This is a genomic window from Bacillus sp. hwrm1 (genome assembly GCF_040207805.1).
Lineage (GTDB): Bacteria > Bacillota > Bacilli > Bacillales > Bacillaceae > Bacillus > Bacillus velezensis.
The window spans coordinates 3,502,501-3,525,576 of record NZ_CP157943.1; the positions used below are offsets into that span (position 1 = coordinate 3,502,501).

The following is a 23,076-nucleotide window of genomic DNA, read 5'->3' on the forward strand; positions in this document are numbered from 1 at the left end:
GATCGTAACTCGCCGGTTCATTCTACAAAAGGCACGCCATCACCCGTTAACGGGCTCTGACTACTTGTAGGCACACGGTTTCAGGATCTCTTTCACTCCCCTTCCGGGGTGCTTTTCACCTTTCCCTCACGGTACTGGTTCACTATCGGTCACTAGGGAGTATTTAGCCTTGGGAGATGGTCCTCCCGGATTCCGACGGAATTTCACGTGTTCCGCCGTACTCAGGATCCACTCAGGAGAGAACGAAGTTTTGACTACAGGGCTGTTACCTCCTATGGCGGGCCTTTCCAGACCTCTTCATCTACCTCGTTCCTTTGTAACTCCGTACAGAGTGTCCTACAACCCCAAGAGGCAAGCCTCTTGGTTTGGGCTGGTCCCGTTTCGCTCGCCGCTACTCAGGGAATCGCATTTGCTTTCTCTTCCTCCGGGTACTTAGATGTTTCAGTTCCCCGGGTCTGCCTTCTCATATCCTATGTATTCAGATATGGATACCACTCCATTACGAGTGGTGGGTTTCCCCATTCGGAAATCTCCGGATCAAAGCTTGCTTACAGCTCCCCGAAGCATATCGGTGTTCGTCCCGTCCTTCATCGGCTCCTAGTGCCAAGGCATCCACCGTGCGCCCTTTCTAACTTAACCGTTAAAAAGAATCACTACGTGATATCTTGCATTACTAATTGAATGTGAATTACTTCTGTTATCTAGTTTTCAAAGAACAACATCTCGAAGAATCGAATGATCCTTCAAAACTAAACAAGACAGGGAACGTTCTGTTTATAAGACCCAAGGTCTTATATTCCGTTAAAATCCTTAGAAAGGAGGTGATCCAGCCGCACCTTCCGATACGGCTACCTTGTTACGACTTCACCCCAATCATCTGTCCCACCTTCGGCGGCTGGCTCCATAAAGGTTACCTCACCGACTTCGGGTGTTACAAACTCTCGTGGTGTGACGGGCGGTGTGTACAAGGCCCGGGAACGTATTCACCGCGGCATGCTGATCCGCGATTACTAGCGATTCCAGCTTCACGCAGTCGAGTTGCAGACTGCGATCCGAACTGAGAACAGATTTGTGGGATTGGCTTAACCTCGCGGTTTCGCTGCCCTTTGTTCTGTCCATTGTAGCACGTGTGTAGCCCAGGTCATAAGGGGCATGATGATTTGACGTCATCCCCACCTTCCTCCGGTTTGTCACCGGCAGTCACCTTAGAGTGCCCAACTGAATGCTGGCAACTAAGATCAAGGGTTGCGCTCGTTGCGGGACTTAACCCAACATCTCACGACACGAGCTGACGACAACCATGCACCACCTGTCACTCTGCCCCCGAAGGGGACGTCCTATCTCTAGGATTGTCAGAGGATGTCAAGACCTGGTAAGGTTCTTCGCGTTGCTTCGAATTAAACCACATGCTCCACCGCTTGTGCGGGCCCCCGTCAATTCCTTTGAGTTTCAGTCTTGCGACCGTACTCCCCAGGCGGAGTGCTTAATGCGTTAGCTGCAGCACTAAGGGGCGGAAACCCCCTAACACTTAGCACTCATCGTTTACGGCGTGGACTACCAGGGTATCTAATCCTGTTCGCTCCCCACGCTTTCGCTCCTCAGCGTCAGTTACAGACCAGAGAGTCGCCTTCGCCACTGGTGTTCCTCCACATCTCTACGCATTTCACCGCTACACGTGGAATTCCACTCTCCTCTTCTGCACTCAAGTTCCCCAGTTTCCAATGACCCTCCCCGGTTGAGCCGGGGGCTTTCACATCAGACTTAAGAAACCGCCTGCGAGCCCTTTACGCCCAATAATTCCGGACAACGCTTGCCACCTACGTATTACCGCGGCTGCTGGCACGTAGTTAGCCGTGGCTTTCTGGTTAGGTACCGTCAAGGTGCCGCCCTATTTGAACGGCACTTGTTCTTCCCTAACAACAGAGCTTTACGATCCGAAAACCTTCATCACTCACGCGGCGTTGCTCCGTCAGACTTTCGTCCATTGCGGAAGATTCCCTACTGCTGCCTCCCGTAGGAGTCTGGGCCGTGTCTCAGTCCCAGTGTGGCCGATCACCCTCTCAGGTCGGCTACGCATCGTCGCCTTGGTGAGCCGTTACCTCACCAACTAGCTAATGCGCCGCGGGTCCATCTGTAAGTGGTAGCCGAAGCCACCTTTTATGTCTGAACCATGCGGTTCAGACAACCATCCGGTATTAGCCCCGGTTTCCCGGAGTTATCCCAGTCTTACAGGCAGGTTACCCACGTGTTACTCACCCGTCCGCCGCTAACATCAGGGAGCAAGCTCCCATCTGTCCGCTCGACTTGCATGTATTAGGCACGCCGCCAGCGTTCGTCCTGAGCCAGGATCAAACTCTCCGATAAAGTAGTTTGACTGACTACGCACATCACTGTGCGATTTATTTAAAACTTTGAATTAACAGGTACGTTTTGTCTTGTTTAGTTTTCAAAGATCATTATAATGGAGCGGGTGATGAGAATCGAACTCACGACATCAGCTTGGAAGGCTGAGGTTTTACCACTAAACTACACCCGCGTTTGAATTGGCGCGCCCGAGAGGAGTCGAACCCCTAACCTTTTGATCCGTAGTCAAACGCTCTATCCAATTGAGCTACGGGCGCTTATCAGGCGACTTAACTATCATACTACCAATCAGTTATGATGTCAAGTGTTTTTTTATTTCTTTTAAAATCTTTTTCTCGACCTCATTTATTATACACGCTTTTGAGAATTTGTAAAGTCTTTTTTTAAAAGATCATTTTCTCATTTGTCGTTATCGCTTTGTTCATCAGCGACGTTTAATAATATACCATGCACTTTAAATTAGGTCAACACTTTTACGAAACTTTTTTCTCACTTATTATTCCCTTCTATATAATAAATAAAAAAGCAGGATTCCTAGGAACCCCGCATCTATCCAGATTACCCGCTCACCTTGGCTTCTGCGCTATTACGATCTGTTTTTTCATAAGCACGGAAGTTTTGTTCAAGCTGTTCGAGCGACAGACCTTTCGTTTCCGGAAGGAACCTTTTCACAAATATAACGGACGCTATCCCTAACAGGACAAAAATGAAGAAGGTTGCAGACAATCCGATGTTTGCGAGCAGGACCGGAAAAGTGAAACCAACAAGGAAGTTCACGATCCAGAGGCAGAAGACAGTGACCCCCATACCAAGTCCCCGCAATCGAAGCGGGAATATCTCCGACAGCATCAGCCAGGTCACCGGAGAGACAGCCCCCTGCTGAAACGCAAGGAAAGTGACTGTTAATGAAAGAACCACATAAGGAAGAGCAGGCGATCCTTTCAGCACGACAGACAGAACTCCGATCAAAAGCAGCACCGCAGTCGTTCCGATCAGCCCCGTCATCAGCATCGGGCGGCGGCCGACTTTGCCGAGAAGCCATATTCCTACAAAAGTCGCGAGCACCGAAATCACACCGTTAGCGATATTGCCGATTAATGCGGCTTTTGTCTCGAAACCAGCATCTTTTAAAATTTGAGTTCCATAATACATAATTGAATTCACGCCGGTGAGCTGCTGCACTACCGCAATTCCGATCCCGATAAACACAATGCGGCGCACCCACGGAACGGCAAGATCCTTAAAGGCGGCCTGCTCCATCTCAGCTTCCTTATGAAAGGCAGATTCAATTTCAGCGAGCTCAGACTTCGCTTTCTCTTCACTCCTTATTCGCCGGAGAACGTGCAGAGCATCTTCTTTTCTTCCTTTAGAAACCAGCCAGCGCGGACTTTCAGGAACTTTCAGCATACCGAAAAACAAGAATACCGCCGGAAGGGCCGCGATAACGAGCATATAGCGCCAGGCGTGAGAGGTATCACCAAGCACATTGCCGATGATAGCATTACACGTGAAGGCAAGCAGCTGGCCTGTTACAATCATCAATTCATTTTGGGTAACCATTCTCCCTCGGCTTTCCGCCGGCGACATTTCAGCCAAATACGCCGGAACGGTTACGGATGCTCCCCCGACGGCAAGCCCCAGCAGAAAACGGGAGATGATCATAACAGATACGTTAGGCGCCAGTGTACATCCAAGCGTCGCTGCAAAGAACAAAACGGCAAGGATAAGGATATTTTTACGTCTGCCGTTATAGTCCGACAATCTCCCTCCGAAAACTGCTCCGATCGCAGCCCCCAAGAGCAGGGAGCTCGCCACCATCCCTTCAGTCAAAGCGGTAAGATTAAGCTGGTCAGCTTCCGCCATAAACGGCAGCGCCCCATTAATTACACCTGTATCGTAGCCGAAAAGTAGACCCCCGAACGTCGATACTAAAATGATGGTTCTCAAGAATGAATGCTGGCTGCTATTTTTATTCATCTTCAAATCCTCCTAGTTTTTACACAGAGATAATATCGGAATATTCAGTTATCAATATTTGCACCCATAACGTCTGCATACAAGTTCTGACCGTCCAAAACAGTTATATAAGAAGAAAATAATTTGAAAGCGTTATCATTTATAGTGATTATCCACTTTCCCCTCTCGTTAAATTGTTATTTTATAGTTACTTTGTAGTGAAGTTATAATGATATTATTGGCATTTATGTTATTATCATAATTTTAAAAGCGCTTTCAGTCAATAAATATTTCAGAAAATTTTATAAATTACCTTTATATTACCTATATGTAATCAATTTATGTTTTTAATCAACTCATTTTCACTATATGATCAATAGTTAATCTCTTTTAGATAAAAATTGATTATATATTGAAAACCCCCAATCAGCAGTTGGGGGTTTTTGATTTATTCTTCGTTTATTGTAACGATCGTTCTTCCTCTCGCTTCTCCTTTTAAAAGAGCAGGAAGCGTATCCGGCAGCTCTTCAAGTGTAATTTCCTTTTGAATAAAGGCCTCCAGATCTGCAGGCTTGAAGTCATCAGCTAAACGCTGCCATGTTTTCTTTCTTGTCTCCATCGGACAGAATACGGAATCGATTCCCAAGAGACTGACGCCGCGCAATATAAACGGAAAGACTGTAGCCGGGAGTTTCGTTCCCGCTGTCAGTCCGCTCACAGCAACTGATCCGCCGTACTGAATCTGGCTGAGAACTGAAGCAAGCGGCTCACCTCCGACCGGATCGACGGCCGCTGCCCATTTTTGTTTTTGCATTGGTTTTAACGTGCCGTTATACACTTCGTCACGGTGAATGACCGTCTTTGCTCCGAGGCTCTTCAAATAGCCGCTTTCGTTTTCTTTTCCCGTACTGGCCTCGACCTCGTAACCTAAGGTTGAAAGAATGGAGACAGCAAAGCTTCCGACGCCGCCTGTCGCTCCTGTCACCAGCACCTTCCCTTTTTCAGGAGCGGCATGGTTTTCTTCAAGACGCTGGACGGACAATGCGGCAGTGAAGCCGGCGGTTCCGATCGTCATGGCTTCTTTAAGTGTCAGACCTTCAGGCAGCGGCACGATCCAATCTGCCGGAATGCGGGCCATCCCGCTATAACCGCCAAAACGGGAAACACCTATGCCGTAGCTTGTCGCAATGACTTTATCCCCCTCTTTGAAACGGGCGTCATCTGAGGAAACGACAATTCCCGCTAAATCAATTCCCGGCACGAAAGGATACGACGTTACGATCTTGCCGTCAGGAATGGCAGCCAAGCTGTCTTTATAATTCACCCCTGAGTAGCAAACCTTAATCAGCACTTCACCCTCGGGAAGGTCCTGAACCGCCAGCTCCCGTACGCTGACTGAAAACCGGTCTTCACGTTGATCGACTACTAACGCTTTAAATTGATCTGTCATCACTACGTCTCCTTAAAATGAATTAAATGGCTTTGGAAAAGCATAAAATAAGTTTGATTTGTTTTCAAATGTCCTGCCTCGTGTAGTATGATCAAAAGTAAAAACAGCGAAAGAGTGGTTACGCATCATGTCTGATAAACAAAACAAAGATAACAAAAACAACAGCAGCAGCAATCAGCCATTACCGGACATTATTCATACCGCCGTTTTCAATGCGCCGATACAAGTTGTCTGGGATACGGTCTCCACTGCGGACGGCCTGTCTCTCTGGTTTATGCCGAATGATTTCACACCTCAAGAAGACAGTGAGTTTCAGCTGGAATCTCCGTTCGGTCCGTCTCCGTGCAAGCTGCTGGATATTGAAGCGCCGTACCGCCTTTCTTTTTCGTGGGATACGGAAGGCTGGATCGTTTCTTTTGTCTTAAAGGAAACAGAAAGCGGAGATACGGAATTCACTCTCATTCACGGCGGATGGAAAGAGCCGGAATCCGTCATCAATAAAGTCAATCGGAAAAGCTCCGAGATTCACAGTACGATGGATCAAGGATGGAACGGGCTTGTCAACACGAAACTTCGCGGGGCTGTTGAGGCTTAACACAGAAGGACGGACACGCTTTCCGTCCTTTTTTTGATGCCGATACATAAAAACTGACTTTGCAAAGACACTAACAGAAGAACCGAAAACTTCTTTCAGGGGGCGCTGTTTATGTATTATTACAAAGAAGAGCTGATCAATATCATTAAACCGGACAAGCCGGACCCGGCCGCGGCCAAGGTGCTTCAGGAAATTTTAGGCGGGCACTACGGAGAAATGCGGACGATGATGCAATACTTTTTCCAAAGCTCTAATTTCAGAGGAAAAGAAAAACAGTTCCGTGACCTGCTTCGCGGTGTATTTTTAGAAGAGATCGCACACGTTGAGCTTGTCCAGCATACGATTAATGCGCTGCTCGACGAAAGCGGCGCTGAGGGCCCCGGAAATCAGGCAGCAGATCAGGCGCCGCTTGACGAAGCAGTTAAACACGCCAATCCGCACCATTTTATCATCGGAGCGCAAAGTTCTCTTCCTGTAGACGCCGGCGGCAATCCATGGAACGGGTCTTGGGTATACAACCACGGGAATCTGATTTCCGATTTATTGGACAATGTCGTGCTGGAATCAACCGGCGTGCTGCAAAAGACACGCATTTATGAAATGAGTTCAAATCAGACGTTCAGAGAAACACTCGGTTTTCTGATCGTCCGTGACAACGCCCATCAAAATGCATTTACAAAAGCGTTGGAAACACTGGGTGTCGAATGGGGCAAATTATTTCCCGTGCCGAATTATGATATTGAAAAATACCCGGAATGCCGGAAATTCGTTGAGATGGGTTATCATAATACCCAATTTAATTTCAGACTGGATCCGACACGGATCGGAGAAATTCTGCAGGGAACGACGCCGAGCCGAAACGGCGGCGAATTAAGTGTGTCCGAGCCTCCTAAAGGTTTCCCCGTGCCGGAACTTCCTGAGCTTCCGAATGAGCACAGCCCCGGACTGAAAGATATGAACTTGTAACAAAAAACGCCTGTTTCGGGCGTTTTTTGTTTTTCTGAATATGAGGTTTGAATGTGTTTAAAACGGGGAATATAAGCCGGGAGATCTTGCCATACGGCCGTTATTATAATGTGAGCACATTGCTGTACATACTTCGTTTCGAGAGTTGTCCTAATTTTCCAGCCGGCCGGCTGGGTATGTTTGAATGATAATGGGAATTATGTAAAGAGAACAATGTCTTTTCTAAGGAGGCAGCGAATGTCTAAGCAAGGAAACTTCCAGAAAACTATGTCACTTTTTGATCTTATTTTAATCGGCATGGGAGCCATATTCGGTTCGGCATGGCTGTTTGCCGTCAGTAACGTCGCCTCTAAAGCGGGTCCATCAGGCGTTTTTTCCTGGCTGATCGGCGGGGGAATCATCTTATTGATCGGCTTGGTTTATGCGGAACTGGGCGCCGCGCTGCCGCGGACCGGGGGAATTATCAGGTATCCCGTATATTCACACGGACACCTCGTCGGATATTTAATTTCCTTTGTCACCATTGTGGCATACACGAGTCTTATTTCTATAGAAGTCACGGCTGTCCGCCAATACGTGGCGTATTGGTTTCCCGGTTTGACCGTAAAAGGCTCCGATTCTCCGACAATTGCCGGGTGGATATTGCAATTTGCGCTGCTCTGCCTGTTCTTCCTCCTCAATTACTGGAGTGTCAAAACCTTTGCGAAAGCAAACTTCATTATTTCGATTTTTAAATATGTCGTACCGATTACGGTAATTGTGGTACTGATTTTTCATTTTCACCCGGGCAATATGACCGTTCACGGATTCTCGCCTTTTGGTTTCACCGGAATTCAGGCCGCGATTTCCACAGGCGGCGTCATGTTTGCATATCTTGGGCTGCATCCGATTGTGGCTGTCGCGAGTGAAGTGCAGAATCCGAAGCGGAACATTCCGATCGCATTGATTGTCTGTATTATCGTTTCTACTATTATTTACACCGTGCTGCAGCTCACTTTTATCGGGGCGATCCCGGCGGATACCCTGAAGCACGGATGGCCGGCTATCGGGACTGAATTCTCCCTTCCGTTCAAAGATATCGCCGTTTTACTCGGTTTGGGGTGGCTGGCGACATTGGTCATTTTAGATGCGATTTTATCACCGGGCGGTAACGGAAATATCTTTATGAATACGACTTCACGTCTCGTCTATGCCTGGGCCAGAAACGGAACATTATTCAGCATTTTTTCTAAAGTCAATAAAGAAACCGGGACACCGCGTGCCTCCCTTTGGCTTTCGTTCGGTCTGGCTGTTTTTTGGACGCTTCCGTTCCCTTCTTGGAACGCTCTTGTCAACGTATGCTCCGTCGCATTGATTCTGTCTTATGCGATTGCGCCGATTTCTTCTGCGGCGCTGAGAGTCAACGCGAAGAATATTAACAGACCGTTTTATTTAAAAGGGATGAGCATCATCGGGCCGCTGTCGTTTATTTTTACCTCTTATATTGTATATTGGTCCGGATGGCGCACCGTATCCTGGCTTCTCGGTTCTCAAATTGTCATGTTTCTGATCTATCTCTGTTTCAGTAAATATGCTCCCAAAGATGATGTCAGCATACGGCAGCAGCTGAAATCAGCATGGTGGATCGTCGGCTTTTATGTCATGATGCTGATTTTCTCCTATCTCGGCTCGTTCGGCCACGGATTGGGCATTATCAGCAATCCGCTTGACCTGATTCTGATCGCCATCGGTTCGCTCGGTATTTATTACTGGGCAAAATATACGGGTCTGCCGAAGGCTATGATCGACAGTGATAAATGACGAATGCCGGAAAGAAGTATGGTCTTCTTTCCGGTATTTTTATTTTAAGGGATGACAAAAAAGAGAACATGCGATAAAATGAATGACAGTCATTCATAAAAGGAGGAACCCCTCTATTGGCAAAACAAAGCTCGGGAAAATACGAAAAGATCCTGCAAGCCGCGATTGAAGTCATTTCTGAAAAAGGATTAGACAAAGCATCCATTTCAGAAATCGTCAAAAAAGCCGGAACGGCCCAAGGTACGTTTTACTTATATTTTTCTTCTAAAAACGCACTGATATCCGCGATTGCAGAAAACCTGCTCGACACTACGCTGGACAGAATAAAAGGGAAAACGGACGGTTCTGAAGATTTTTGGACGTTGCTGGACATTTTGGTAGATGAGACATTTCACATCACCCGGCTTCATAAAGATATTATCGTTCTCTGTTATTCCGGTCTTGCCATTGATCATTCAATGGAGAAATGGGAAGCCATTTATCAGCCTTATTATTCCTGGCTGGAAGGCGTGATCAATACGGCCATTGAACAGGGTGAGGTCCACAGCGGCATTCATGTCAGATGGACGGCCAGAACGATTATCAACGTTGTCGAGAACGCGGCTGAACGGTTTTATATCGGCTGTGAACAGGATGTCGATCTCGAAGTATATAAAAAAGAAATATTCAGCTTTCTCAAAAGAAGCTTGCAGAAATGATTGGCAGAGACCGATCATTTTTGACCGCCCTAAAAATGACTGACATTCATTCATAACTGAGGTGACTGTATCATGTATTGGCTGCTTGTATTGATAGCCGGACTGTTAGAAGTAGTTTGGGCGTCCGCCCTGAAGCATGCGGATTCGCTCTTTGATTGGATTGGTATTTTCCTTCTGATTGCCGTCAGCTTTCTGATGCTGATCCGCTCTTATAAAAAAATTCCGATGGCTGCCGCATATACCGTTTTTGTCGGAATAGGCACCGTCGGCACATATGTAACGGGCGTCATTTTAGGCGAATCGTTTTCAATCGGGCAAATATTCTTTTTGGCTTTGCTGTTGTCCGGCATTTTAGGAATGAAGGTATTTACGAAAGAAACTGAAACAAGGGGTGAACATTAATGGCATGGCTGCTGTTATTTATTGCCGGAGCGGAGGAAGTTGTAGCGGCCGTTGCCATGAAACATATTGACGGTTTTAAAAAAAAGTGGCCGCTGATTGTCATGGTAACAGGCTTTATACTTTCATTCTTTTGTCTTTCCGGAGCGATGCAGGTTCTTCCCACAGGTGTCGCGTATGCGGCTTGGACCGGCATGGGAAGCATCGGCGTTTCGGCCGTGGGCATACTTTGGTTTAAAGAAAAATTCAATCTGTCACAATTGGTGTCTCTGGGGCTTATCCTCATCGGTGTCATCGGCTTAAAACTGACAACGTAACGGCCTGAGACAGCTTTTTAAATAAAAAACAAAGGACCCTAAGCGGGCCCTTTGTTTTTTATGCTGTTTTGATCTGTTCCGCTTTTCCCGCTCCGACTCCGAAAATGAAGATCAGAACGGAGACTGCGATCAGCATGAATAACGGAACCGTCCAGCCGTGCGTGATGTCATGCAGCAAACCGAATACGAGCGGCCCGAACGCGGCAAGCAGGTATCCGAATGACTGGGCCATGCCGGAAAGCGCCGCGGCTTCATGAACATGCCGGGTCCGCAGGCTGAAGAACATCATCGCCAAGCTGAACGCACAGCCTCCCGCAATTCCGATTAAAATGACCCATAGCGGAGTGAGAGCCGGGCTTCCGAAAAGAACGCCGGCAATGCCGATAAGGAAAAATAAAGCCGTCAGTCCGGCGAGTGCGCGCTGATTTTTCATTTTAGCGGCAGCGATCGGCACGATAAAAGTAATCGGCAGGACTGAGAATTGCATTAATGAAAGCATCCATCCCGCCTTACTTGAGCTGAGTCCATTCTGCTGAAGAATTTCCGGCAGCCAAGCGATGACGGTGTAAAAAATAAGGGATTGCAGCCCCATGAACATCGTCACCTTCCAAGCAAGCGGAGACCGCAGCAGACTGCTTTTCTTCTCTCCGTTTGTCCCAGTCGTGCGGACGGGCAGTTCGCGTCCTCGCATTTGCGGAATCCACATGACAAACGCAATGAAAGAAAGGATAGCCCAGCAGCCGAGCGCGCCTTTCCAGCCTAACCCCGCTGAAGAGGCGATCGGCACGCTGATGCCGGATGCAATCGCGCCGCACAGATTCATAGAAACCGAGTAGACGCCGGTCATGATGCCTAAATTTCCGGGAAACTTATGTTTAATGAGACTCGGCAGCAGGACGTTGCATACGGCGATCGACAATCCCAACAGGATCGTTCCGAAAAAGAGAGTGCCGATTCCGGCGATGGAGCGCAGCAGAGTTCCGGCTGTCAGGACAATTAATGATGACAGTAACACAATCTCGGTCCCGAAGCGCCGGGACAATAAAGGAACAAACGGCGACAGACATGCAAAGGCCAAAAGCGGCACTGTCGTAATGGTGCCGGCAGCCGCATTGGTCATGCCGAGGCTGTCCCGAATTGAGGAAACGAGCGGCCCGACCGATGTCAGAGGCGCTCTGAGGTTGGCCCCTATCAATATGACTCCGATGACCAGCAATATCAGTTTTTTACGCTGACTTGCTTGCAGAATTTGATGTTCGTCTTTAATTTTCATGTTCATCCTCCATGCGTATTGTATCTTTAAATACTGTGATGTATTGGTTGACGGCCTCCATGGCCTGATCCGGTTTCTGTCCGATAATCGCGGCGGCAAGCTGGGTGTGGATCCGTATAGCAGGGGTGATTTCCAACAGGTTATGGACTGACGCACAAAGCGCCTCCGTCATATGCTCGTAAAGATCAGAAAGCATGTTGTTATGGGCCGCCTGTACAATGGTTTTGTGCAGTTTAATGTCAGCCTCGGCATACCGTTTTCGATCTTCATTTTGCAAGGCCGCTTCACATTCATCCAAGCATGCCTTCAGTGCTTTCAGGTCTTCGTCATTACGCCTTTCCGCCGCCAATCGCGCAGCTTCTCTTTCGAGTGCGTATCTGACTTCTAATGTTTCAAGCAAATTTGATTTTTTAATATGGCGGTAAAATGCCGCGCCGAGAACACTGGATGAGCTGACATACGTACCGCTCCCCTGCCTTGTCTGAAGCAGGCCGGCATGTACGAGCGCCCGAATGGCCTCACGCAATGTGTTTCGGCTCACATCAAATTGCTTCATTAAATCCAGCTCAGGGGGAATGCGCGTCCCGACCGGCCATTTATCCGATTGAATTAACGATTCAATTTGCGTCACCACTTGTTCTACGAGTGACAGTCTGCTTGTTTTGGATATCTCCATCAAAACACCTCTGAAATTTGTAGGATGATTCTATCATTGGGTAATATAACATAAAAAAAGCGAAGATGTAAATCAGCGGCAACAAAAAAAGAGTGAGTTTTTCTCTCACTCTTCGGCGCTTTTATGAACGTTTTATATTGACTGAGGTCACGACAAACTTGTCATGACGGTGGCGGGAAAATGAATATTCAAAGGGAGTGCCGTTGTCCAAAAAGCCTACATGCTCGACTTCAAGTATCGGGTCATCCGGCCGGCAGCCGAGATATTGCTGATCCATATCATCCGACTTGCACGCTCTGATTTTTCTGTGTGAGCCTGCGATTTTGAGCTGGAGTTCCCGCGTAATATGATCGTAGATGGAATGGTTGAGCACCTCGTCATTAATGCCGGGTATAAGGCTCGCCGGCATGTACGTTTTTTCAAGAACGTACGGTTCGCCTTCAACAATTCTGAGCCTCACTACATAATAGACGGGAGTCTTTTCATCAATGGCCAAATGTGCGGCGACATCTTGAGACGGAAACTGCACTTCAAACCGGATGACCTTGCTCTTGATATTTTTTCCTTTTAACAAATTGCTCAGGCCGAGAATTTCGTTGCTGACTACGTGAACGTGCTCATCCTGCATGGCTGATTGAATGATAAACGTGCCGTGCCCTCTTTTTCTGAAAAGCATTCCTTCAGCCGCAAGTGTATCAAGCGCCCGCTTCATCGTCATCCGGCTGCACCCGAACTCCGCAGCGAGCGTCTTTTCATCCGGGATCGGCTGATCTATGTCATATACACTGCTTTTAATCCTCTTTCTCATTTCGTTGGCGATTTTTTCGTACTTATTCATCGGTTTCCTCCGGCTGTATAATGTTTGATCTGTATAGACTCCTTACGGTTATCATAAATTTTTTTCCCTGCTTCATCAATGACGTTACAGCCGCCGATATTGAAATTGAAAGGATTTCCTCGAATTTTCTATGGAATCTCCCTCACTATTATGGTAGAATTTTTTGCAGTAACGGACACAACCGAATATTGCATACATTGTATAACCTCAATGATATGGTTTGAGGGTGTCTACCAGGAACCGTAAAATCCTGATTACAAAAATTGTCCCGTACACTTTTTGTAATCAGGATTTTTTATTTTCTAAAAAATAAAAAAAGGAGTATCTGTACATGAATTTCAAAGTATTTCTGCTTGCAGCATCTACCATCGCAGTCGGATTGGTTGAATTAATTGTGGGCGGTATTCTTCCGCAAATCGCTTCCGACTTAGATATATCCATCGTCAGCGCGGGGCAGCTGATCAGCGTGTTTGCGCTCGGTTACGCGGTATCCGGCCCGCTGCTTTTGGCGGTGACGGCAAAGGCTGAACGAAAGCGGCTTTATTTAATCGCACTGTTTATTTTCTTCCTAAGTAATCTGGTGGCTTATTTCAGTCCCAATTTCGCCGTACTTATGGTGTCACGGGTTCTCGCTTCCATGAGCACAGGGCTGATTGTCGTCCTTTCTTTAACGATTGCTCCTAAAATCGTGGCGCCTGAATACAGAGCGCGGGCGATCGGCATCATTTTCATGGGGTTCAGCTCCGCAATCGCTTTAGGCGTGCCTGTCGGCATTATCATCAGCAATGCCTTCGGATGGCGCGTTCTGTTCTTGGGAATCGGCGTATTATCTCTCGTTTCCATGCTGATTATCAGCGTCTTTTTTGAAAAAATACCTGCTGAAAAAATGATTCCGTTTCGTGAGCAGATCAAGACGATCGGGACCGCCAAAATTGCCAGCGCACATCTTGTCACCTTGTTTACATTGGCGGGGCATTACACACTCTATGCCTACTTTGCGCCTTTTTTGGAAAGAACGCTTCATTTGAGTTCCGTTTGGGTCAGTGTATGCTACTTTTTGTTCGGTCTGTCAGCGGTATGCGGCGGCCCGTTCGGAGGCTGGCTGTATGACCGTTTAGGAGCATTTAAAAGCATCATGCTTGTGACCGTTTCTTTCGCTCTGATCCTGTTTATTCTTCCGCTGACAACGGTTTCTTTAATCATTTTCCTGCCTGCGATGGTGATCTGGGGATTGCTCAGCTGGAGCCTTGCGCCGGCGCAGCAAAGCTATTTAATCAAAATTGCGCCTGAGTCTTCCGATATTCAGCAAAGCTTCAACACGTCCGCTTTGCAGATCGGCATCGCGCTCGGGTCAGCCATCGGCGGCGGCGTGATCGGACAAACCGGTTCTGTCACAGCAACAGCCTGGTGCGGCGGTTTGATTGTCATTATCGCTGTCGCGTTAGCTGTATTCTCTTTAACGAGACCCGCTTTGAAAAGAAAATCCGCATAAATGTGAGACCGCAAAAAAGCCAAAGGAGTTCCTTCGGCTTTTGCGGTCTTTTTATTTTGCGGCAGCAAGCTCGTCTTCTGTCACCCATTTATGATTGGTTACTTTTTGGCCGCCGTCAGTCGGTGTATAGTCGACCATATACACGGTTGTCTTTTTGGCTGAATCAATAACGGCTTCGGCGCCCTTCATGCCTTTCATATGGGATGCCTCGATCACGGCCTTGTCACCCGGTTTTAACGTTTTATCACCGGCGCCCTTCAGCTCTTCCTGAATGACCCATTTATGATCTTCGACGCGCTTTCCTCCCGTTTCCGGAGTGTACGACACACTGTAAACCGTTGTATCATAAGCACCTTTTACGGTTCCTTGCGCATTTTTCATGCCTTTCATATGAGAAGCTAAAATCATGACATCACTGCCGACCTTATAAGTCGGATTTTCTGCCTTCTTTAAACCTTTCGGCACCTCGGATGAACCCGAGTGATTCATGTCTTCGTGAGAGTGCGTTTCTTTGTCTTTCGCTTTTTCGCTTCCTCCTGAAGATTGGCTGTTGCATCCGGCAAGCGCCAGAACGGGGATCAGGAGAAACATGCTGAATAAAAATAGTCTCGCTTTCATTTCAAGAACTCCTTTGCCTTTTTGATTTTTCACTTTCCCTTTCGTTTCTTCAGTAAAACAAAAAGATGGCCTGTCATTTCTCCTAATTCTTCAAATCTCTCTTTATTGCCTTTCATCAGGTGAAATTGTTCACAAAATGTACACATTAATGGAGATGCAGTATAATTCAATTATCAGATAATAGGGGGAACTCATCATGAAAACGAAGGTTTTTGCGGTGGTATTGGGCGCTGTTTTAATGATTGCGGGGTTGGTTTTGGCAGAGGTTTCGCTTTATATGGAATACATCACAATGCTCGGAGCTATGATTTTTTCTTCTATATTTATGTCAGAGCCGAAAAGAAAATTTCGCGTCATCAAAAGGGTTTGACTTTTCTATTACCGCCGTCTTCGCAGGACGGCGGTTTTGTTTTGCATGTCACTCAGTCTATCCGCACAGCCGTTTCTTCTGTGCCGTCCTGATATAAAACGAAATGCGGGGCTGTTTGTGCTTTATCACCTGCAAATTCAATTTCAAGCGGCAGCGCCCTGACAAAATAACGGGTTTCCGTCATTGGGAATAATTCGAATGGAGTCTGCCCGTCTATTGTAAGATACAATCGGTTTTCTTTTACCGCCACCGATGCATGTGTGTCATCCTGAAATGAGTAATTGCCGGTAAATCTGCTGTAAATCGCAGGATCGATATCTGCTTTTTTCTGATCTGCCGGACGTTTCGGAATCACGTATGGCTGATCAAATAAGATGTTTACAGCCGCGGCAATTACAGCTTGTTCAAATTGATACGATTGTTCCATATTGCTGAGATAAATCAATGTTTTATTCTGGTCAATATATCGGATCATCAGAGTTGAATAGCCCGGCCAGCCTCCGTCGTGACTGATAACCTTCCCTTTTTGGGGGCTGTTCTGAATCATCCAGCCAAATCCGTATCCGAATTGCTCTTCTTCATTCCAATAGCCCGGTGTAAACGCTTGATCTTTAGACTCTTTGCCGATGATTTCTTCCGTATAAAGAGCTTGATCAAACAGATATAAATCTCTAATAGCGGAGTTAACGGTTCCGTCACCTTTGATTCCGTCAAGAAAGACGACATAATCAGTTTCCTCAAGTTCATCCGGCAGCACATATTCTCCGGAATGAACATCATACACATAGCCATATGCATAGTTCGGAATGTTTTCTTTACTCAGCCTTCTGTTATAAATCCGCGTATCGTGCATACGAAGCGGATGAAATACGGCTTGTTTCATAAATTCAGCAAAACTCATGCCTGTTACAATTTCTATAATAACCGCTAACACCACATACCCCGTATTACTGTAAAGCCACTCCTTGCCCGGCGGGAAATAAGCATCCGGCTTATGCTGCTTGAGCATATTGATCACATCTTGATTAACGGCAATTCTGTCCCGGTCCCAATGTGTTAAGAACAACTCCATATAGTCCGGCAATCCTGACGTATGATGGAGTAAATGCCGAATGGTAATGCCCGGATAAGGAAAATCAGGAAGCCACCGCTCTATCATATCGTCATAACGCAGCTTCCCTTGCTGCTCTAAAATGATAACGCCCAAAGCTGTAAACGGCTTCGATACTGAGGCCAATTCAAAGACCGATTGGTCATTCAGCATCCTCTTTGTTTTCAGTTCTGCAGCGCCGAATGAACCCTGGTATAAGATGCGGCCGTTTTCCGCTGCCAATACAGCGCCGTTTATTTCATGTCTTTCGTCTAAAGTGCTGAAAAGCTGTTCAAACGCTTGTTTTTTCTTTTCGTTCATTTCACGAACCTCCATATACAAGCTGATTTACCCTTTTATACGAACGGCCGCTTTAGAAGTTTCAATATTTTCCCTTTCCGGAACACCAGTCAGTATACTGCCGTTCAGGCAGCCGCGGAGGTTTGATGAATGTCTTTTATTCACACAATACTGTGCAGGCTTCGAATTCAACATGCTTCTCGTCTTTATTTGCACCGGCAATTTCCATGGTCGAAAACATCGCGCAGACGACGGCTTTGTATTCGTTCATGACGGTTTGAATTTCAATCAGGAACCGTTCAGATGAAGCCGCGTATTCCGTTACGTACTCTTTCATTTTGCCGATAATATCATCTGCCTGACGGCTGAAGCCGGCCGCCTCCAAGTCACTCTCAAACTGGTTTTTGTTGATCATATGAATATGCATTTTTTAAAGGCTCCTTTCAGCAGCATTTTGTGGTTATATCTACTGTAAAGGACAGACTTGGATAAACTTTTAATAAAATATGAACAAAATATGAATTGGCTCATCGGCCTGACCGGCGGGCTTTCGGCTGTGCTCCGTTTCATTTGGACTACATGAAATAATGACTTCTTTACTCTGTTAAAAACAGCTCATATATGATCTAATACCAGTAAAATGTTTAGGAGGCGGCCTATGTCAGCAGCAGGAAATCGGCAAAAATTTTGGGTCATGGCGATGCTTATAGCGGTCTTCACCGTGTTCGTTTTCTCTTTTTCTGAGAATCATTCACAAAAGAACTGGCACACAGCGGTTGACCAGGCGTCAGTGAATGTCTTCGGCCAGCAGATCTTTGAAAAAGACCGTCTGGCAAAAACACTCGACGCACGTGAGGCAGAATCTCTTCTGACTCTTGTGAAACTTGCAAATGCAGAACATCACATCATCTAAAAGCCATTATAAAAAGCCTGTTTCCCTTTGACAGAGGAAACAGGCTTTTTCCATGTATTATTGAGCATGTTTTTGTTCAATAAACCGGTCGATCCGGGCGAGAACATCCTTCATGTCCGTACATTCTTTAAAGCTTTCATTAATGGCTTGAATGCCTTGTTTGTATTTTCCGTTATGCAGCACTTCTTCCGCGGCAAGCTTTACCTTTTCAGCGCTCACTTCATCTTTTTGCACGGTATAGCCTGCATCCAATTCAGTCAGGCGGCGCGCAACCATCGGCTGGTCTTTATCGTGCGGGATGACGACCAGCGGCACTTGATAATGAATGCCTTCATTTACACTGTTCATTCCGCCATGCGTGACAAACACGTCGGCCTGCTCCAGCACTTCAAGCTGCGGCACGTACGGGGCGATGATAAAGTTTTCCGGCGCCTGTTTGATTTTCGACAGATCGGCTTTTTCCCCGGCGGCAATGACTACTTTTCCTTCAAAATCTGAGAACGCGTCTATGCACAGATTGAAAAACGCTTCCGTGTCCCCGAGCACCGTTCCCATTGAGATATAAATGACTTTTTCATTCTTTAATGCGTCAATCGGGAAGTCGACGCGCCCTTTTCTCTTCGGAAAACTCGGACCGATAAATAAATACTCATCTCCGAATGTCTCACTTTCGGGCTGAAAATATCTGCTTGTATAGACGACGTTCAATTCACCTGTGTTGTTCATAAATTGAACCATGCTGTCAGGGGCGACACCGTATTTGTCTTTCATCTCGGCCAACAGCTCTTCACATTCCCTGTCCGGCTGAAACGGCACGCCCGATTCCGGGTGGAGCGGCAGTATTTTCAGACGGTCTTCATTGAACAGGAAGGATGCTGAAGAAGAGATGCCGGGAATGTTGAGATAGTCCCGCACCAGCTCTCCCGCACCGAATTTATCATAATAGACGGCGTCGAATTGAATGTCCTCTGCCAGCCGCTGCACAATATGTAAAATCTCCAGTGACGTTTTGATATGAACCTTTAAAAATGCAAGTATGCCGGACGGACTGCCGGGATCAATGGGTGTCATTCTGAGCAGATCGCTGTGAAGATGAACTTTCGCCCCTACTCCTTCCAGTCTGCTTTTGTATTTTTCCGTTGAGATATAATGAACGTGATCGCCCCGTTCGCTGAAGGCCTTTGTCATACCCAATGTCGGGTTTACGTGTCCTTCTGCGGGAAAATTGATCATCAGAATATGTTTCGCCATTTTTCAATCTCCTTTGCCTTTTTTGCGTCTCTTCCATATCCATCATAAATGACGCGGAAAAAATCATGCAAGGAACATCCGTCAGGTCTTTATGACGGTTCGATGACATCGGCAAAAAAAAGACAAGGCATTTCGCCTTGTCTATCGTGATGATTCGTCTGTTTCTTCCGCTCTCAGCACGCCTTTCAGATGTTCTTCATCATGCTTGAGATGCTCCGTCATATATTGCACGGCTTTTGTTTTGTCGCCCTTTTTTATTTCTTCAAAGACTTTCCGGTGCTCATGCAGAATAACCTCCGCACGTTCATCGCCTTTAAAATTAAGAACTCTGCAAAAATGAATCAGCACATTGACATGCTCAAGCAGCATGGCCAGCCGGCTGTTGCGGCTGAAATCCACAAGGAGCCGATGAAACGACTCGTTTAAGGAAATAATCTCAGTCTCTTTGACGCCTTTATTGATGGCTTCTTCCGTCTCCCGCAGCTGTTTTTCAATGAGGTCAATTTCACTCTCAGCCGCTTCATCAATAACCAGTTCGACCGCCAGTGATTCAAGTGACATTCTGATTTTATAAATCTCTTCAACATCCTTAACGGACAAAGAATAAATGACAAAGCCGTTTCGATCGTCTGCCGTCAGAAGCCCGTCCTTTTCAAGGAGCCGCATGGCTTCTCTGACCGGCGACCGGCTGACTCCGAAATCCTTGGCCAGCTGAGTCTCATTCAGCCGTTCACCCGGTTTAAAAATCCCGTCAAATATCATTTTTTTCAATTGGGAATAAAATTGCAGATAATACGGGATTGGCTTATCTAATTTAAAATTATCCATCTTTCCTACCTCTTCATACAATTTAGGCCTTATTGTTACCAAGATCATATAACAGTTTATCTATGGAAGCAACATTCCCGGGCTTGTCAGCATATCGGAGGTGCCGTAATATGGAAGTATAGTTGGTCGAGGGTATTCCGTAAACCGAAAACAATTCATTCGGAGGTGACGGAAACATGAAAACATACAAGATTGCCAGCATACCGGGGGACGGTGTGGGGAAAGAGGCAGTTCCGCAAGCGGAGCGGGTGTTGAACGCGATCGCCGAATTACATGGAGGCATTGCCTTTGAGTTCACTTCTTTTCCGCGGAGCTGCGAGTATTATTTGGAGCACGGGACTATGATACCGGATGATGGATGAGAAAGGTTACAGCACTTTGATGCTTTGTTTTTGGGAGCGGCGGGGAATCAAAAACTCGTCCCCGATCATGTTTCGCTGTGGGGGGCTGCTCATCAAGATACGCCGGGAATTTGAACAGGTGATTAATGTGCGGCCGGCAAAACTCCTGCCGGGAATCACTTCTCCCCTCGTTAACCCGAAGGATTTTGATCTGATAGTCGTCCGCGAAAACAGTGAGGGCGAGTACAGCTCTGTCGGCGGCAGAATCAATCAGGGTGAGGACGAAATCGCCATACAAAACGCGGTCTTTTCCCGACGGGGTACGGACAGAGTGATGCGGTATGCTTTCGAACTGGCGGCAAGTCGGCGGAAACACGTCACAAGCGCGACGAAATCAAACGGTATTGTTCACTCGATGCCGTTCTGGGATGACATCTTTAAAGAGGTCAGCCGTGAGTACGCCGGGATTGAGACGGATTCCCAGCACATCGATGCACTGGCGGCCTTCTTTGTCACGCAGCCGGAACGCTTCGATGTCATTGTCGCTTCAAATCTGTTCGGAGATGTGCTGACAGATATCGGCGCGGCGATTATGGGAAGCATCGGAATCGCTCCCGCAGCCAACATCAATGTAAACGGCAAATATCCTTCCATGTTTGAGCCTGTTCACGGCTCCGCCCCGGATATTGTCGGAAAAGGAATTGCCAATCCTATAGGCCAAATATGGACGGCGAAATTAATGCTCGATTCATTCCGAGAAGAGGAACTGGGCCATCTCCTCTTACAATCTATTGAAACGGTCACAAACAGCGGCATTCTGACTCCTGATGTCGGCGGAAAACATTCAACGGAAGATGTCACTTCCGCTATTATTTCTCAAATCAAGAACAGATAATACGAAAAAAACCGCGGGCAGGAAAACTGCACAGCGGTTTTTTTCGTCTCAGACGGGACGGATCGCGCAGAAACAGGCCGATTCACCTGTGAAGCCCGCAATACGGCCTGATTGATCCTTTTCTACAGAAAAAAACCGCTGTATATCACGAGGAGCATCCAGCATCTGTTTTTCCAGTAATGCGGCTTTCTCTTCAGTCAGGCCTGCCCGTTCACACCAGACGGTAAATTGAAATGGTTTCAAAAAGCAGACAGCGGATTCAATCCGGAAGCCGGCTGTCTCCAGAAAACAGAGCCATTCTGTTTTTTTCCACGCCCGAAAGTGGCTCTGATCCCGTCTCTTCTCAATGTCATTATAAAAATGGTCATATTCATCCTTTTCAGGTGCGGTATTGTCAATGAGAAGCAGTCTGCCGCCCGGTTTGACAACCCGAAACGCTTCATGAACAAAGGCTCTGACATCGGGAAAATGATGCGCCGCGATTCTGCATGTGACGATATCGAAAGCAGCATCGGAAAACGGCATCTTTTCAGCATCGCCTTTTTCGAATGACACGTTCGTCCATCCGTTTCCGGTTATAAATGCTTCAGCGGCTGCTAACATTTCTTCCGTGAGGTCATAGGCGATAACAGAGCGTACGAGAGGAGCGAGAGCGTTAGCCGTATGTCCGCCTCCCGTCGCGATATCCAGCACGTCCATATGCTTTTCGGCACCGGAAGCTGAAACGAGATACGCCAAATCCTCTCCTGCGGCGTGTCCTGGACTAGTCACATATTTCGCGGCGTTTTTGGCAAATTGCCGCTGCGCCTGCTGTTTAATTGAATCCTCCATTATACTCGGGCCCCCTTTTCTTTCTGATTGCTGCCTTAATCAAAATAAACGGGTTCGTCCGGATGTTTGAGATATGCAAACATCTTTTCAATCTGACTTTTTGTATTGCGGGCTTCAGATAGCGGCGGCAGTTCCGTTTCCGCAAAAAAGCCGGCGGCGCTTGTTTCTGTTCCCTCCCTGATCCGGCCGCCGATGATCTCGCATTTGATAAACACTTTGTAAACGTGGGCGGCGGACGGCGGATGGGAATGGCATTTCTTATCCATTACAGCTAACAGTTTAACGGGCTTTACGTCGATTCCCGACTCCTCTTTTACTTCTTTGACAGCGGTCTCGCCCGGTGAAATCCCGATATCAGCCCATCCGCCCGGCAGCGCCCATCTGCCGTCGCTTTTCTCTCTTACCATTAATATGCTCTGATCTTTAAAAACTGCCGCTCTGATATCAACTTTCGGAGTGGGATAGCCCGTGTCACCGGCGAATACGTCTTTGATGACCCTTTTGTCGGTGCCGGTATGATGCGCCATGATATCCACGCTTATTTTTCTTATTTCTTCAAATCTCTCAATATCATATATGTCTTTGGAATAAGCCAGCCCCGCTTGCGCCGCGGATTGAAGCTGTTTTGCCCATTCAAGCCATTTTGGCTCCATTTTTTCACCGCCCGTTATGTTAATTGACGAAACCCTGAGGGTCCGAGTATTGCACCTTGAGAGTACCGGTGCCCATGATCCGTTTCTGCTCCTTGTTTTCTGTGTATGACGGAGCGAATCCTGCCGGAAAAACAGAAAAAAGCCATTCATTTGCTGAATGGC

21 protein-coding genes, 2 tRNA genes, 2 rRNA genes, 1 pseudogene and 1 riboswitch (1 of these 27 only partly in view) are annotated in these 23,076 nt (G+C 47.0%); of the genes and pseudogenes, 10 read left to right on the forward strand and 16 right to left on the reverse strand.

What is annotated here, in order from left to right; translation table 11 throughout:
* From ABK447_RS17475 to ABK447_RS17500, 6 genes are all read right to left on the reverse strand, one after another.
* Positions 1 to 639: ribosomal RNA gene (locus ABK447_RS17475) — 23S ribosomal RNA — on the reverse strand (it extends 2,291 nt beyond the left edge of the window).
* Between the two features lie 175 nt (positions 640 to 814).
* Positions 815 to 2,364: ribosomal RNA gene (locus ABK447_RS17480) — 16S ribosomal RNA — on the reverse strand.
* Together the 16S and 23S rRNA genes with 2 tRNA genes alongside form the textbook arrangement of a ribosomal RNA operon.
* A 98-nt stretch (positions 2,365 to 2,462) precedes the next feature.
* Positions 2,463 to 2,536, reverse strand: a tRNA-Gly gene (locus tag ABK447_RS17485).
* An 8-nt stretch (positions 2,537 to 2,544) separates the two neighbouring features.
* Positions 2,545 to 2,621, reverse strand: a tRNA-Arg gene (locus tag ABK447_RS17490).
* A 301-nt stretch (positions 2,622 to 2,922) separates the two neighbouring features.
* Positions 2,923 to 4,341: a sugar porter family MFS transporter gene (locus tag ABK447_RS17495; protein ID WP_100001262.1), complete on the reverse strand. Its 1,419-nt coding sequence runs from the start codon at positions 4,339 to 4,341 to the stop codon at positions 2,923 to 2,925.
* 427 nt (positions 4,342 to 4,768) lie between these two features.
* Positions 4,769 to 5,770, reverse strand: a complete 1,002-nt coding sequence (locus tag ABK447_RS17500) for an acryloyl-CoA reductase (RefSeq protein ID WP_100001260.1) — start codon at positions 5,768 to 5,770, stop codon at positions 4,769 to 4,771.
* Positions 5,771 to 5,897: 127 nt separating this feature from the next.
* Between ABK447_RS17500 and ABK447_RS17505 the strand changes: the two genes are divergently transcribed.
* The 6 genes from ABK447_RS17505 (at position 5,898) to ABK447_RS17530 (ending at position 10,545) form a co-directional block, all read left to right on the forward strand.
* Entirely contained in the window at positions 5,898 to 6,365 is a 468-nt protein-coding gene (locus tag ABK447_RS17505) for an SRPBCC domain-containing protein (RefSeq protein ID WP_015239285.1), read from the forward strand.
* Between the two features lie 111 nt (positions 6,366 to 6,476).
* Positions 6,477 to 7,331, forward strand: a complete 855-nt coding sequence (locus ABK447_RS17510) for a manganese catalase family protein (RefSeq protein WP_007409292.1) — start codon at positions 6,477 to 6,479, stop codon at positions 7,329 to 7,331.
* Positions 7,332 to 7,568: 237 nt separating this feature from the next.
* The gene (locus ABK447_RS17515; protein ID WP_015239284.1) at positions 7,569 to 9,131 is read left to right on the forward strand and encodes an APC family permease; all 1,563 of its coding nucleotides are present in this window, start codon (positions 7,569 to 7,571) and stop codon (positions 9,129 to 9,131) included.
* Positions 9,132 to 9,247: 116 nt separating this feature from the next.
* Positions 9,248 to 9,829 carry a TetR family transcriptional regulator gene (locus tag ABK447_RS17520; RefSeq protein ID WP_007409294.1) on the forward strand — a complete coding sequence of 194 codons (582 nt, stop codon included), beginning with the start codon at positions 9,248 to 9,250 and terminating at the stop codon, positions 9,827 to 9,829.
* Positions 9,830 to 9,901: 72 nt separating this feature from the next.
* Positions 9,902 to 10,231 (forward strand): multidrug efflux SMR transporter, encoded by a 330-nt coding sequence (locus ABK447_RS17525; RefSeq protein WP_003156023.1) that lies wholly within the window; start codon positions 9,902 to 9,904, stop codon positions 10,229 to 10,231.
* The gene (locus tag ABK447_RS17530) at positions 10,231 to 10,545 is read left to right on the forward strand and encodes a multidrug efflux SMR transporter (protein WP_032866740.1); all 315 of its coding nucleotides are present in this window, start codon (positions 10,231 to 10,233) and stop codon (positions 10,543 to 10,545) included. Before ABK447_RS17525 ends, ABK447_RS17530 begins: the two co-directional genes overlap by 1 nt.
* A 58-nt stretch (positions 10,546 to 10,603) precedes the next feature.
* Here ABK447_RS17530 and ABK447_RS17535 read toward each other — a convergent pair whose 3' ends face one another.
* From ABK447_RS17535 to ABK447_RS17545, 3 genes are all read right to left on the reverse strand, one after another.
* Positions 10,604 to 11,818 (reverse strand): MFS transporter, encoded by a 1,215-nt coding sequence (locus ABK447_RS17535; protein WP_012116961.1) that lies wholly within the window; start codon positions 11,816 to 11,818, stop codon positions 10,604 to 10,606.
* Entirely contained in the window at positions 11,808 to 12,494 is a 687-nt protein-coding gene (locus ABK447_RS17540) for a FadR/GntR family transcriptional regulator (protein ID WP_100001257.1), read from the reverse strand. The genes ABK447_RS17535 and ABK447_RS17540 overlap by 11 nt, the downstream gene beginning before the upstream one ends.
* Positions 12,495 to 12,615: 121 nt before the next feature.
* Positions 12,616 to 13,332, reverse strand: coding sequence for a GntR family transcriptional regulator (locus ABK447_RS17545; protein WP_007409298.1), 717 nt, complete (start codon positions 13,330 to 13,332; stop codon positions 12,616 to 12,618).
* Positions 13,333 to 13,509: 177 nt separating this feature from the next.
* Positions 13,510 to 13,609: riboswitch (purine riboswitch) on the forward strand.
* A gap of 54 nt (positions 13,610 to 13,663) precedes the next feature.
* Here ABK447_RS17545 and ABK447_RS17550 point away from each other — a divergent pair.
* A complete protein-coding gene (locus ABK447_RS17550) occupies positions 13,664 to 14,824 on the forward strand; it encodes an MFS transporter (RefSeq protein WP_007409299.1) in 1,161 nt (386 codons plus the stop codon).
* A 51-nt stretch (positions 14,825 to 14,875) separates the two neighbouring features.
* Here the strand turns inward: ABK447_RS17550 and ABK447_RS17555 are convergent, their stop codons facing one another.
* A complete protein-coding gene (locus ABK447_RS17555) occupies positions 14,876 to 15,442 on the reverse strand; it encodes a YdhK family protein (protein WP_007409300.1) in 567 nt (188 codons plus the stop codon).
* A gap of 196 nt (positions 15,443 to 15,638) precedes the next feature.
* Between ABK447_RS17555 and ABK447_RS17560 the strand changes: the two genes are divergently transcribed.
* Positions 15,639 to 15,812, forward strand: a complete 174-nt coding sequence (locus ABK447_RS17560; RefSeq protein WP_015239280.1) for a hypothetical protein — start codon at positions 15,639 to 15,641, stop codon at positions 15,810 to 15,812.
* A gap of 52 nt (positions 15,813 to 15,864) precedes the next feature.
* Here the strand turns inward: ABK447_RS17560 and ABK447_RS17565 are convergent, their stop codons facing one another.
* Both ABK447_RS17565 and ABK447_RS17570 read right to left on the reverse strand, forming a co-directional pair.
* A complete protein-coding gene (locus ABK447_RS17565; RefSeq protein ID WP_100001255.1) occupies positions 15,865 to 17,223 on the reverse strand; it encodes a serine hydrolase in 1,359 nt (452 codons plus the stop codon).
* A gap of 136 nt (positions 17,224 to 17,359) precedes the next feature.
* Entirely contained in the window at positions 17,360 to 17,629 is a 270-nt protein-coding gene (locus tag ABK447_RS17570; RefSeq protein ID WP_007409303.1) for a hypothetical protein, read from the reverse strand.
* Between the two features lie 231 nt (positions 17,630 to 17,860).
* On the opposite strand from ABK447_RS17570, the gene ABK447_RS17575 reads away from it, so the two are divergent.
* Complete coding sequence (locus ABK447_RS17575; RefSeq protein WP_007409304.1) at positions 17,861 to 18,115, forward strand: hypothetical protein; 255 nt, start codon at positions 17,861 to 17,863, stop codon at positions 18,113 to 18,115.
* Between the two features lie 57 nt (positions 18,116 to 18,172).
* Here the strand turns inward: ABK447_RS17575 and ABK447_RS17580 are convergent, their stop codons facing one another.
* The gene (locus tag ABK447_RS17580; protein WP_007409305.1) at positions 18,173 to 19,366 is read right to left on the reverse strand and encodes a macrolide family glycosyltransferase; all 1,194 of its coding nucleotides are present in this window, start codon (positions 19,364 to 19,366) and stop codon (positions 18,173 to 18,175) included.
* A 141-nt stretch (positions 19,367 to 19,507) separates the two neighbouring features.
* Positions 19,508 to 20,194, reverse strand: a complete 687-nt coding sequence (locus ABK447_RS17585; protein WP_020955411.1) for a GntR family transcriptional regulator — start codon at positions 20,192 to 20,194, stop codon at positions 19,508 to 19,510.
* Positions 20,195 to 20,370: 176 nt separating this feature from the next.
* Here ABK447_RS17585 and ABK447_RS17590 point away from each other — a divergent pair.
* Positions 20,371 to 21,430 (forward strand): annotated as a pseudogene (locus ABK447_RS17590) (tartrate dehydrogenase).
* A 48-nt stretch (positions 21,431 to 21,478) separates the two neighbouring features.
* Here ABK447_RS17590 and ABK447_RS17595 read toward each other — a convergent pair.
* Together ABK447_RS17595 and ABK447_RS17600 are read right to left on the reverse strand one after the other, a co-directional pair.
* Positions 21,479 to 22,261, reverse strand: coding sequence for a class I SAM-dependent methyltransferase (locus ABK447_RS17595; protein ID WP_059368346.1), 783 nt, complete (start codon positions 22,259 to 22,261; stop codon positions 21,479 to 21,481).
* 35 nt (positions 22,262 to 22,296) lie between these two features.
* Positions 22,297 to 22,914, reverse strand: a complete 618-nt coding sequence (locus ABK447_RS17600; RefSeq protein ID WP_094031548.1) for an NUDIX hydrolase — start codon at positions 22,912 to 22,914, stop codon at positions 22,297 to 22,299.
* Positions 22,915 to 23,076 lie beyond the last annotated feature (162 nt).